4 protein-coding genes, 2 tRNA genes and 3 rRNA genes are annotated in these 13,123 nt (G+C 43.5%); 1 reads left to right on the top strand and 8 read right to left on the bottom strand.

Annotation, left to right across the window (positions count from 1 at the left end):
- Positions 1–73 precede the first annotated feature (73 nt).
- Complete coding sequence (gene carB, locus I6J03_RS11365) at positions 74–2,890, top strand: carbamoyl-phosphate synthase large subunit (RefSeq protein ID WP_003011518.1); 2,817 nt, start codon at positions 74–76, stop codon at positions 2,888–2,890.
- A gap of 73 nt (positions 2,891–2,963) precedes the next feature.
- On the opposite strand, the gene I6J03_RS11360 is transcribed toward carB, so the two are convergent.
- The 8 genes from I6J03_RS11360 to I6J03_RS11325 all read right to left on the bottom strand — a co-directional run bounded on the left by I6J03_RS11360 (position 2,964) and on the right by I6J03_RS11325 (position 13,120).
- Positions 2,964–4,055 (bottom strand): formylglycine-generating enzyme family protein, encoded by a 1,092-nt coding sequence (locus tag I6J03_RS11360; protein ID WP_003011519.1) that lies wholly within the window; start codon positions 4,053–4,055, stop codon positions 2,964–2,966.
- An 857-nt stretch (positions 4,056–4,912) separates the two neighbouring features.
- A 5S ribosomal RNA gene (gene rrf / locus I6J03_RS11355) occupies positions 4,913–5,024 on the bottom strand.
- 106 nt (positions 5,025–5,130) lie between these two features.
- A 23S ribosomal RNA gene (locus I6J03_RS11350) occupies positions 5,131–8,015 on the bottom strand.
- 162 nt (positions 8,016–8,177) lie between these two features.
- Positions 8,178–8,254 (bottom strand) — tRNA-Ala (locus I6J03_RS11345).
- 8 nt (positions 8,255–8,262) lie between these two features.
- Positions 8,263–8,339 (bottom strand) — tRNA-Ile (locus tag I6J03_RS11340).
- Between the two features lie 117 nt (positions 8,340–8,456).
- Positions 8,457–9,979, bottom strand: a 16S ribosomal RNA gene (locus I6J03_RS11335).
- Together the 16S, 23S and 5S rRNA genes with 2 tRNA genes alongside form the textbook arrangement of a ribosomal RNA operon.
- A gap of 718 nt (positions 9,980–10,697) precedes the next feature.
- Positions 10,698–11,516 carry a 3-keto-disaccharide hydrolase gene (locus tag I6J03_RS11330; RefSeq protein ID WP_003012250.1) on the bottom strand — a complete coding sequence of 273 codons (819 nt, stop codon included), beginning with the start codon at positions 11,514–11,516 and terminating at the stop codon, positions 10,698–10,700.
- A gap of 185 nt (positions 11,517–11,701) precedes the next feature.
- Entirely contained in the window at positions 11,702–13,120 is a 1,419-nt protein-coding gene (locus I6J03_RS11325) for a TlpA family protein disulfide reductase (protein WP_003012246.1), read from the bottom strand.
- Positions 13,121–13,123 lie beyond the last annotated feature (3 nt).

Below are 13,123 nucleotides of genomic sequence, written 5' to 3'. Positions count from 1 at the left end.
CCCTCTCTTCAGATAGCATTTTGATTGTTTTGCTCAAGATCGTTTTAGAAAATAATTTTTTTGAACTACAAAAATGCCAAGAAACACTTCCATCAAATCGGTTTTAATTATTGGATCAGGTCCTATCGTTATCGGTCAGGCTTGTGAGTTTGACTACTCAGGATCTCAAGCTGCTTTATCTTTGAAAGAAGAAGGTATTGAAGTCTCCATTATTAACTCCAATCCTGCTACAATCATGACAGACAAAGTCGTAGCAGACAATGTGTACTTGCTTCCTTTGACCTGCGAAAGCATCGAAGAAGTCCTTCAGAAACACAACATCGACGCTGTATTGCCGACAATGGGCGGACAGACAGCATTAAACCTATGTATCGAAGCTTCCGAGCGCGGTATCTGGGAAAAGTACGATATCAAAGTCATCGGTGTCGATGTTGCAGCAATTGAAAAAACTGAAAATCGTGAAGCTTTCCGTCAGTTGATGGTTGATATCGGTGTAGGTGTTGCCACATCCAAAATTGCAAACTCATTCTTAGAAGGAAAAGAAGCAGCACAAGAAATTGGCTACCCGCTGGTTATCAGACCTTCTTACACACTTGCCGGTACCGGAGGTGGATTTGTTCACAAAAAAGAAGATTTTGATGCTGCCCTTAACAGAGGTCTTCATGCTTCTCCTACACACGAAGTATTGGTAGAACAAGCCGTATTAGGATGGAAAGAATTCGAATTAGAGTTACTTCGTGATGCGAACGATAATGTAATCATTATCTGTACAATCGAAAACTTTGATCCGATGGGTATTCACACAGGAGACTCTATCACGGTAGCTCCGGCTATGACACTTAGTGACCGTTGTTATCAGGATATGCGTAATCAGGCGATCAAAATGATGCGCTCCATCGGTAACTTCGCAGGAGGATGTAACGTACAGTTCTCTGTAAATCCTGAAAACGAAGAAATCATAGCGATTGAAATCAATCCACGTGTATCCCGCTCTTCTGCTCTGGCTTCTAAAGCTACAGGATATCCTATTGCAAAGATTGCTGCTAAACTAGCGATCGGGTATAACCTGGATGAGTTACAAAATCAAATTACACAAACAACTTCAGCGTACTTTGAACCTACATTAGATTATGTAATCGTTAAAGTACCTCGTTTCAACTTTGATAAATTCAAAGGAGCAAATAAAGAACTTGGTCTGCAAATGAAAGCAGTAGGTGAAGTAATGGCGATAGGCCGTACCTTTATCGAAGCTCTTCAAAAAGCAGCGCAGTCCCTTGAAACAAACCGAGCAGGACTTGGTGCAGATGGCAGACAAAGCCGCAATCTCGAAGAGATTATGGACAGTCTGGAACATCCGAGCGCAGACCGGTTGTTCCATATCAAAGATGCATTCGAATTAGGTGTGCCTTTAGAATCTATCCGCAAAGCAACCTTGATTGACAAATGGTTCCTTGTTCAGATTCAGGAGTTAGTACAACTGGAAGGTGAACTTCGCCGCTACCAGTTAAATAATATCCCTAAAGATTTCTTCATGACCCTGAAACAAAAAGGGTATTCTGATATTCAGATCTCCTGGTTATTAGGAAATGTTACAGAAGATGAAGTATATGCGCGTCGTAAAGAATTAGGCATTAACAGGGTATATAAAATGGTAGATACCTGTGCTGCAGAATTTCCGGCACAGACTCCATACTACTACTCTACTTTCGAAGAAGAGAACGAATCCATTATTTCAGATAAGAAAAAAATTGTTGTATTAGGTTCAGGTCCTAACCGTATCGGTCAGGGTATAGAATTTGATTACTCTTGTGTACATGGATTATTAGCAGCTAAAGAATCTGGTTATGAAGCAATCATGGTTAACTGTAACCCTGAAACAGTTTCTACAGACTTCAATATGGCTGATAAATTATATTTCGAGCCTGTTTTCTGGGAACACGTGCGTGAAATCATTGAATTGGAAAAACCTGAAGGGGTAATCGTACAGTTAGGTGGTCAGACGGCATTGAAAATGGCAGAAAAATTAGAAGCTATCGGTGTTAAGATTATCGGAACTTCATTCCAGGATATGGATCTTGCAGAAGATCGTGGCCGTTTCTCAGACCTGTTAAAATCATTGGATATTCCTTACCCGAAATACGGAGTTGCTGAATCAGCAGAAGAAGCTATTGTCGTAGCAAATCAGGTAGGTTATCCTGTACTGGTACGTCCGTCTTATGTATTGGGAGGACAAGGAATGAGCATCGTTATCAATGATGAAGATCTTGAAAAAGCAGTCGTTAATCTGCTGAAAAACTTACCTGGAAACCGTGTATTGATTGACCACTTCCTGGATCGTGCAGAAGAAGCAGAATCAGATTCAATCTGTGACGGAGAAGAGGTGCACATTATCGGTATGATGGAACATATCGAACCTGCCGGAATTCACTCAGGAGACTCTTCTGCAGTATTGCCTCCATTCAGTTTATCCCAGAATGTACAGGATAAAATGGAAGAATACTCTAAGAAATTAGCAAAAGCATTGAATGTAAAAGGTTTATTAAACATACAGTTTGCTGTAAAAGACGAAAATGTATTTGTCATCGAAGCAAACCCGCGTGCATCACGTACAGTACCGTTTATCGCAAAAGCTTACGATGTACCGTATATCAATATTGCAACAAAAGTTATGCTTGGTGTAAACAAATTAAAAGACTTTACCATCACACGCAAACTGGAAGGATATGCAATTAAAGAGCCGGTATTCTCTTTCTCTAAATTCCCTGAGGTAGATAAGCAATTAGGTCCTGAGATGAAATCTACAGGTGAAGCAATCCGTTTCATAAAAGACCTGAATGATGCATACTTCAGAGAACTTTATGCTAAAAAATCAATGTTCTTAAGCAAATAAGAACAGGTATATATACAAAACAGGGTAGCTTGCATGAGCTACCCTGTTTTTTTATGCTTTAACTTCTTGAAAACTACTGTATATCTTTTACTAGTCTGAATCCTACATTATTAGTAGGACTATTGACCTCTCCCTTACCTCTGCTGCCTGCTTTATACCGCTCACAATACATATCGTTACATAAAAAAGAACCGCCACGTTGTACACGTTTTACAGCTCCCGGTTCCTGAGGATCATAGGAATCCCTGGGGCCGGTCGGATTACTCTCTGCACTGTTCTTATAATAATCCGGACGATAAAAATCAGAGCACCATTCCCAGACATTTCCCTCCATATCATACAGCCCTGAAGTATTAGCCGGATATGATTTTACAGGAGCAACGCCTACATATCCGTCTTCACCGGTATCCTTTAGCGGAAATTCTCCCTGATAGATATTTGCAGCCCATTTCCCATTCTCCGTTTTTTCGGTACCCCAATAATATTTCTCATTATTATAATTGGCTGTTTTTGCAGCGTACTCCCATTCTGCTTCTGTGGGAAGACGTTTGCCGGCCCATTTAGCATAAGCTTCAGCGTCCTGATAAGCGATATGTACCACAGGATAGTTCTCCTTTCCCTTAATATTACTTTCAGGTCCCTCCGGATGCTTCCAATTCGCCCCTACGACATAAGACCACCATTGCAAAGGATCATTCAATCCACGGATTTCTTTAGGCGCATGGAATACCGCAGAACCCGGTTTCAGCATCTCAGGATCTACGCCGGGAAAATCACGGGCATCCAGCGGTCGTTCGGCCACGGTTAGGTATCCGGTAGCTTTTACAAATTTGGCAAACTGAGCATTGGTGACTTCATGCTCATCCATCCAGAAAGATTTAACATTTACCTTATGGACTGGCTTTGCATCTTCAAAATCAGCGGATCCCATGTCATAGCTTCCTCCTTCTATTTTAACCATTTTTGCGTTGTCTGCTCCCATAATACTAATTATCTCAGCAGCCGTATCACTTACAGCTGAAAATCTGGAAGGAATACCAACAATACAATGTGGAGCATTATTTTCAAAGGAAAGCTTGTCTACAGGTTTGGACTTACCTGTACAGGAGTAAACAAGCGGGCTTGCTATTAAAAAGATCAGTTGAATTCCGGCAGATAATTTCATTACTACAAAATACAGAATTATTTATGGAGATAACAGTAATATGCTCCCAAATTACTGAAAAAATAAAGGGATCCCGAAGAATCCCTTTAAAATCACCTATTTTAAAACAAACTAAACAGTCAAATTATGAACGAATTTCCGAAAACATGGAAGGTTATGTTTATAATGGTTCTTCGTGTGTCATTTGCTTAATGACAATACAATTATACGTGACGGAAAATGAATTAAAAACAAAAAAATGAATGCAATCGTTTGACTAATTAGCACAATCGTTTGCATTAATTTCTATTCTATGTTTTACTTTACATTATATTCCATAACTCAGAAGGAGTGTTAAGCTAAAAGGTAATAAAAGGATACACTTGTAATATCGGTCCTTAACCTCTCTCTCCATACATCGGATCTCTTCTTGAAAAGGCGAGAAGAACAGTTCGGTTAACAGTTGTAGTTTGTATGGCGCAAGCATTAGCATAGCGCTGCTTGTGCCTTTGTAGTATTACCGGTGTGGACACCGTCAAACGCTCCTTCTGCGTCTGTTGCTGTCCTCACCAACAGCATAGAAGTAAAGCAGTTAAAAGGTAACAGAACTGTACACTTGGAATATCGGTCCTTAATCTCTCTCTCCATACATCGGGGTCTCTCCTTGAAAAGGTGAGAAGAATAGTTCGGTTAACCGTTGTCATTTGTATGGAGCAAGCTTTAGCGTAGCGATGCTTGTGCCTGATACTTTGTATAATGAAGTCTGCAATATCCGGATTTGGTTTAGCTTTAGCTTTCGGTTTCGGTTTGGTTCGGTTATCCCCTGGACTGAAAACAAAAAAGCCCTTATCTGTCTCCAGAAAGGGCTTTCGTTTAAAAAAAGGCACCGACCTACTCTCCCACCTGTTACGGCAATACCATCGGCTCTGGCGGGCTTGACTGCTCTGTTCGGAATGGGAAGAGGTAGACACCGCCGATATAGGCACCTGAATACTTTTTTGATATTATAAACTAACCAGTTGTATGTAGTCAGCACAACATCAATGACATTATATTGAAAGAAATAATTAAAGAGGAAGACAACAGTGTTATCTGCTTGAGAAAGCTTCGGGCTATTAGTATTGCTCGGCTATGGTATTTCTACCTTTACACCTACAACCTATCAACGTAGTCATCTTCTACGACCCTATAAGGAAGTCTCATCTCGTGGCTAGTTTCGCACTTAGATGCTTTCAGCGCTTATCTATTCCAGACGTAGCTACCCTGCCGTACACCTGGCGGCATAACAGGTTCACCAGCGGTCTGTCCAATCCGGTCCTCTCGTACTAAGATCAGATCCACTCAAACTTCCAACGCCCACAACAGATAGGGACCGAACTGTCTCGCGACGTTCTGAACCCAGCTCGCGTGCCACTTTAATGGGCGAACAGCCCAACCCTTGGGACCTTCTCCAGCCCCAGGATGTGACGAGCCGACATCGAGGTGCCAAACCTCCCCGTCGATATGAGCTCTTGGGGGAGATCAGCCTGTTATCCCCAGCGTACCTTTTATCCTTTGAGCGATGGCCCTTCCATACAGAACCACCGGATCACTATGTCCGTCTTTCGACCCTGTTCGACTTGTCGGTCTCACAGTCAAGCAAGCTTATGCCATTGCACTCCACGTACGGTTACCAAGCGTACTGAGCTTACCTTTGAAAGCCTCCGTTACCTTTTTGGAGGCGACCACCCCAGTCAAACTACCCACCAAACAATGTCCTCGACATAATCGAGTTAGAAACCGAATACAGAAAGGGCGGTATTTCAAGGTTGATTCCACGACTCCTGGCGAAGCCGCTTCAACATCTCCCGCCTATCCTACACATCCTGTACCCAATTCCAATGTTAAGCTATAGTGAAGGTGCATGGGGTCTTTCCGTCCCGTTGCGGGTAACCGGCGTCTTCACCGATACCACAATTTCACCGAGCTCATGGCTGAGACAGCGCCCAGATCGTTACACCATTCGTGCAGGTCGGAACTTACCCGACAAGGAATTTCGCTACCTTAGGACCGTTATAGTTACGGCCGCCGTTTACTGGGGCTTCGATTCAATGCTTCTCTTGCGATGACATCCCCTCTTAACCTTCCAGCACCGGGCAGGTGTCAGGCCTTATACCTCATCTTTCGATTTTGCAAAGCCATATGTTTTTGTTAAACAGTCGCCTGGGCCTTTTCACTGCGGCTTCTCACTCTCGTGAGGAAGCGCCCCTTCTCCCGAAGTTACAGGGCCATTTTGCCGAGTTCCTTAGCCATGATTCACTCGAGCACCTTAGGATTCTCTCCTCGACTACCTGTGTCGGTTTACGGTACGGGTTTTTATAACCTGAAGCTTAGCGGGTTTTCTTGGAAGTCTGCTTACCTGCTCTATCAGCGCCACCGAAGCTTTGCTGTACTATTGGGGTTCAGCTAGAAATGCGGATTTGCCTACATCTCTAATACCTACGCCTTTTAACGAACTATTCCGTCAGTTCGCGGCAGTGTCACTACTCCGTCACCACATCGCAGTTATAAAAAGTACTGGAATATTAACCAGTTGTCCATCGGTTGTCCCCGTTCGGGTGTACCTTAGGCCCCGACTAACCCTGATCCGATTAGCGTTGATCAGGAAACCTTAGTCTTTCGGTGGGCAGGTTTCCCACCTGCCTTATCGTTACTTATGCCTACATTTGCTTTTCTATAAAGTCCACGCCACATTACCATGACGATTCACCCCCTATAGAATGCTCCCCTACCAGTATATACTCATGTATATAATCCATAGCTTCGGTAATACACTTGATGCCCGTTTATTATCCACGCCCGGCCGCTCGACTAGTGAGCTGTTACGCACTCTTTAAATGAATGGCTGCTTCCAAGCCAACATCCTAGCTGTCTGGGCAACCGGACCTCGTTAGTTCAACTTAGTGTATATTTGGGGACCTTAGCTGATGGTCTGGGTTCTTTCCCTCTCGGCCTTGGACCTTAGCACCCAAAGCCTCACTGCAAGATATATTTGATAGCATTCGGAGTTCGTCTGGATTTGGTAGGATTTGACTCCCCCGCACCCAATCGGTAGCTCTACCTCTATCAAACTAAACTCTCACGCTGTTCCTAAAAACATTTCGGGGAGTACGAGCTATTTCCCAGTTTGATTAGCCTTTCACCCCTACCCTCAGGTCATCCGGAAACTTTTCAACGTTTATCGGTTCGGTCCTCCATTACATGTTACTGCAACTTCAACCTGCCCAAGGGTAGATCACAAGGTTTCGCGTCTACCTCATCTGACTATGCGCCCTATTAAGACTCGCTTTCGCTTCGGATACGTGGCTGAACCACTTAACCTTGCCAGACAAGAGTAACTCGTAGGCTCATTATGCAAAAGGCACGCTGTCACAGAATCTCTCTGCTCCAACCGCTTGTAAGCACACGGTTTCAGGTTCTTTTCACTCCCCTGTTCGGGGTTCTTTTCACCTTTCCCTCACGGTACTGGTTCACTATCGGTCTCTCAGGAGTATTTAGCCTTGGCGGATGGTGCCGCCGGATTCCCACAGGGCGTCTCCGACCCCGCGGTACTCAGGATACCACTATGCTGACCCTCTTTACGTATACGGGACTATCACCCTTATCGTGCAGCTTCCCATCTGCTTCTACTTCATACGGTCAATACAATCTCGTGGTCCTACAACCCCATAAATGCCGTAACATATATGGTTTGGGCTCTTTCCCGTTCGCTCGCCACTACTTGGGAAATCATTATTATTTTCTTCTCCTACGCCTACTTAGATGTTTCAGTTCAGCGCGTTCGCGTATTATACAACATACCTTCAGTATGTTAGGTTGCCCCATTCGGAAATCATCGGATCAATTCGCATTTGCCAATCCCCGATGCTTATCGCAGCTTATCACGTCCTTCTTCGCCTCTGAGAGCCTAGGCATCCCCCGTGTGCCCTTATTTACTTTCTTCTCAACCATAGCCCTTTTGCTACTATGGTGATGCTTGTATTGTGTCTTCCAAATTAATGGAAAACGTCTCTACTGTTGTCTTCTCTTGTAATTTTTTTCTTTCAATATGTCAAAGAACTCGTTAAGAAATTTATCGTGTTATCCTGCGATAACACTTTTCTATGGTGGAGAATAACGGAGTCGAACCGTTGACCCTCTGCGTGCAAGGCAGATGCTCTAGCCAGCTGAGCTAATTCCCCGGCTTGTGTGGTAGTCCCGAGCAGATTTGAACTGCTGACCCCTACATTATCAGTGTAGTGCTCTAACCAACTGAGCTACGGGACTAGCTTTTTCTTAATCTCTCTCGGTAACTCCATTCCTTTTATTGGGATGGGTACTTTCTTCTTAATGTCTTTTTTTAATCATGTGTATACGTAACGAGCACCAATTCAAGTACTCTAGAAAGGAGGTATTCCAGCCGCACCTTCCGGTACGGCTACCTTGTTACGACTTAGCCCCAATTATCGGTTTTGCCCTAACACGCTCCTTGCGGTTACATGCTTTAGGCACCCCCAACTTTCATGGCTTGACGGGCGGTGTGTACAAGGCCCGGGAACGTATTCACCGCGTCATTGCTGATACGCGATTACTAGCGAATCCAACTTCATGAGGTCGAGTTGCAGACCTCAATCCGAACTGTGATCGGCTTTCAGAGATTGGCATCACATTACTGTGTAGCTGCCCGCTGTACCGACCATTGTAGCACGTGTGTAGCCCCGGACGTAAGGGCCATGATGACTTGACGTCGTCCCCACCTTCCTCTCTGCTTGCGCAGGCAGTCTGTTTAGAGTCCCCATCATTACATGCTGGCAACTAAACATAGGGGTTGCGCTCGTTGCGGGACTTAACCCAACACCTCACGGCACGAGCTGACGACAGCCATGCAGCACCTAGTTTCGTGTCCCGAAGGACTGATCCGTCTCTGGATCATTCACTAACTTTCAAGCCCGGGTAAGGTTCCTCGCGTATCATCGAATTAAACCACATGCTCCTCCGCTTGTGCGGGCCCCCGTCAATTCCTTTGAGTTTCACCCTTGCGGGCGTACTCCCCAGGTGGATAACTTAACGCTTTCGCTGGGACGCTGACTGTCTATCGCCAACATCGAGTTATCATCGTTTAGGGCGTGGACTACCAGGGTATCTAATCCTGTTCGATCCCCACGCTTTCGTGCATCAGCGTCAATAACGGCTTGGAATGCTGCCTTCGCAATCGGGGTTCTGAGACATATCTATGCATTTCACCGCTACTTGTCTCATTCCGCATTCCTCAACCGCATTCAAGTTCTTCAGTATCAAAGGCACTGCGACAGTTAAGCTGCCGTCTTTCACCTCTGACTTAAAGAACCGCCTACGCACCCTTTAAACCCAATAAATCCGGATAACGCTTGGATCCTCCGTATTACCGCGGCTGCTGGCACGGAGTTAGCCGATCCTTATTCTTCGGGTACATTCAGCTACGTTCTCAAACGTAGGTTTATTCCCCGACAAAAGCAGTTTACAACCCATAGGGCAGTCATCCTGCACGCGGCATGGCTGGTTCAGAGTTCCCTCCATTGACCAATATTCCTTACTGCTGCCTCCCGTAGGAGTCTGGTCCGTGTCTCAGTACCAGTGTGGGGGATTCTCCTCTCAGAGCCCCTAGACATCGTTGCCTTGGTGAGCCGTTACCTCTCCAACTAGCTAATGTCACGCGAGCCCATCTCTGTCCTATAAATATTTGATTATAATGTGATGCCACATCAATAATGTCATGCGGTGTTAATCCGACTTTCGCCGGGCTATCCCCCTGACAGAGGTAGGTTGCTCACGCGTTACGCACCCGTGCGCCACTTTCATATCCAGCAAGCTGGATAATCTCGTTCGACTTGCATGTATTAGGCCTGCCGCTAGCGTTCATCCTGAGCCAGGATCAAACTCTCCATTGTAATAATGAATTGTTCGACACCTAACTATTTATCAATAAAAATAATTAGAATTGTCTTTGTTTATTTCTAACCTGAATTGACTTGGTTGATTGTTTGTTAACTTTCGTTGACTTATCAACTACTCGTTACGCTACATGATTATTTCTTTAAAGAACTTCGCGCTTCCACTCTCGTTTCAGCTTCTATTTCAACAAGGCATTGCGCCCCTTTTGATCTTGTTTTTTTTCCTTCGTTTCTGAAGGGACTGCAAAGGTAGAAATCTTTTTTAAAACTCCAAAATATTTGTGAAAATATTTTCTGGCCTTTTTTTCTCTCCCTTTTTAACCTCCCCGATCCCCTTGCGGTATCGGACCCCAGTCTTCATCTTAAGCACTAAAGCTCTTCTTTCCGGCCGGTAGGCTTATCCCTCTGAAGGGAATGCAAAGGTAGGAATCTTTTTCGAAACACACAAATCTTTTTTGCAAAAAATCTGCGCTCCCGTATATTCTAAACCCCTTTTTTCAGTAGTCATCCCTTTCAGAACAACCGTCCCTCCCTTGCGGAGTGGTGCAAAGGTAGAACTTTATACTCATTACTTCCAAATGTAATGGAGAAGTTTTTCTTTACCTGAACTTAACACTCTGATAACATGAGCTATAAAATTAAAGAATCCGCTTCTGAACAATGAATACAGCCTATATAATGCCGTAGCAAACCTTTATACATGTGTAATATCCTGCTAATGCCTGTACTGAGAAGAAAGATCCTTTATACGGATATTTCTGAAATCTACCGGCTGTCCTTCACTTTGAAGTGCGATAAAGCCACTCTTCAACAGTTGTCCGTCAATTTTGATTCTGGGATCATAGCGATTGGCGACTCCTCCTCCGATCTGTGGTTTGGAATATTGCAATACGGTATCACCTTCAATAATATGTGTAATCAGTGAATCCCCTAATACAATCAGCTCTGCACTCACCCATTGATCTCCGTCATAAGTTTTAGAAGTAGAATTGAGACAATGCGAATCAGCTATCTTCCCTTTATAGACTACATGGGTTCCGGGTGAACACATATTACCGGTAGGTCTCGGTTTTCCATCTCCCAGCCCTCCCAGAAACTGCATCTCTACGGAGATCGGCCAGTCCTGCTCCCTGGGCATAGTCGCCGGATCCTGTGAATGAAACATCACACCACTATTACGTAATGTATAATCAGGCGCTCCGGAATGAAGCTCCCCTACGAATCGGTATTCAAGTTTAAGATGGTAATAGGAATAGGGTGTTTTATAATAGAGGTGACCATATTGTTCATTGAAATCTCCATATTCATCGTAACGGACCTGAATCGTACCGTCCTCCACTCTAAAAGTATGTCCATAATTGACTCCAAAATCATGATGGTGAATCTTAACATTCCAGTCATTGATATCTTTACCATTGAAGAGGGACTTCCATTCCTGTGTCGTTGTATCAGTATTTTCTTTTGTTTTTTTTACAGAACAACCTACGGTCGTTAACAATGTAATGCAAATATATAGGAATAGATTTCTTCTCATCAGGTCTTAATTTTTCGGGTCGGCCTAAAAATACAAAAAAACCGGATGTATCCTCCATAAAATAAGGGACTGATTATTTTTTCAGTCCCTTGCTTATACATCATCACAGCATTTATACTATATAAATGTGTTTAAAACCGATCCCGCTTTATTAAACGGGACCAGTCCCTAGTCCTATTTTTTTCTTATTCGCTTTTCAGTGCGTCTATTATTTTGTCATACGTAATGTCCTCGCTAGGTCTTGGAGCATCATTATCAACGATTTTTCCATCGCGACCAATGATTACATAACGTGGTATACCTGAAATATTGAAAGCCTTCGCGACTACACTTTTTATTCCTCCTTTTGACAACAAATGCACACCTTCTATCTGATCCTCTTTAATGGCCTGGCGCCATTTGTCCTCGCTATCATCAATGCTGACATATAAAAATATAACATCTTTGTTGTCTGCAAATCTGGCGTGTAATTTAGGACTGCCATTTTTCATTTCGTATCTGCATGGGGAACACCAGCTCGCCCAGAAATCGATATAGATTACCTTACCGGCAAAATCTTTCAAAGAAACCTGCTTTCCGTTCAGATCATTCAGTGTAAATGGAGGAGGCTCAGCGCCTGCAGTAAGTTTCAAGGCCTGATCATATACACTTTGCAGTTCGGCAACCTGTTCTTGACTTCCCCCGTCAGCAGCAAACTGTTGTATATAGGATTTGTACTGATTTACATCCTTAGCCGTTAGCAATATATTGTTTACGATACCGAACAGAGCGAGAGCACGTGTTTTACCGCTCAGATGTTCTTTTACCTGTTCGTATTCTATTTTACGTTTTTCTGCTTCTGTTAGAGTAGAAGCACTGTCTAATCTTCCCAATTGATTCAGGTGGCGAAACCGCAAAAAAACAGGCAAAGCCCCTCTTACAAATCTGCTATAGGCATCATTGGTTAACAAGGCATCGGACAAATTTACTTTTTTCATAAGATCCATATACCCAGGAGGCAATGCTTCACTAAATTTTTTATTCAGTCCCTGACTCAGTAAGTAGGGCATTATTATGTCCATTCCCAACGCCTCGTAATAGAATTTGGTTCGCTGATGGTCATAAAAGTTTTTGGATACTTTGGATTTGTTATTATCCAGAAAATCCAGATTTGCCTTATTCATCTGCTCGTTTTGCTCATAAAGAACATTTAATGGCATCTTTGTTGCATCCAGTTTATTATAATTTGTCAGATAAAGATCCATCAGCTCCTTCAATATTGCGGCATTTTCTTCTCCTTTTCCCGAAAAGCTGGTATTATCTTTAAAATCTGTTCTGATCAGCAGATCATCCCCCGGCTCCAGATACAACGGTATTGACCCTTTTACAGGGTTGTCGATTGATATGCGTCCATCTGTACCACGCTCTACAAATGTCGAAAACTCAAACAGACCAGTTGCATCCGGTTTTAATGTTTTTGGCTCTGTTTTCCCGTCTTCCAGTGAGATCCACATAGAATCGACTTTCAAATGATTCACATCTATACGTATCCGGGTTTTCTTTCCCTGACCCCATACTATACTTACGTATACGAACAGGAAAATTAGTGTTGCTATTTTTTTCATTTT

The sequence above is a fragment of the Sphingobacterium spiritivorum genome (genome assembly GCF_016724845.1).
Taxonomy (GTDB): domain Bacteria; phylum Bacteroidota; class Bacteroidia; order Sphingobacteriales; family Sphingobacteriaceae; genus Sphingobacterium; species Sphingobacterium spiritivorum_A.
The sequence above is the reverse complement of the archived record's forward strand: the minus strand, read 5'-3'. Positions and strand labels throughout refer to the sequence as shown.

What these genes read in the sequence shown, in the direction of transcription:
- carB (WP_003011518.1), top strand. Translation starts at nt 74, where the DNA reads ATGCCAAGAAACACTTCCATCAAATCGGTTTTAATTATTGGATCAGGT.
- I6J03_RS11360 (WP_003011519.1), bottom strand. Translation starts at nt 4,055, where the DNA reads ATGAAATTATCTGCCGGAATTCAACTGATCTTTTTAATAGCAAGCCCG.
- I6J03_RS11330 (WP_003012250.1), bottom strand. Translation starts at nt 11,516, where the DNA reads ATGAGAAGAAATCTATTCCTATATATTTGCATTACATTGTTAACGACC.
- I6J03_RS11325 (WP_003012246.1), bottom strand. Translation starts at nt 13,120, where the DNA reads ATGAAAAAAATAGCAACACTAATTTTCCTGTTCGTATACGTAAGTATA.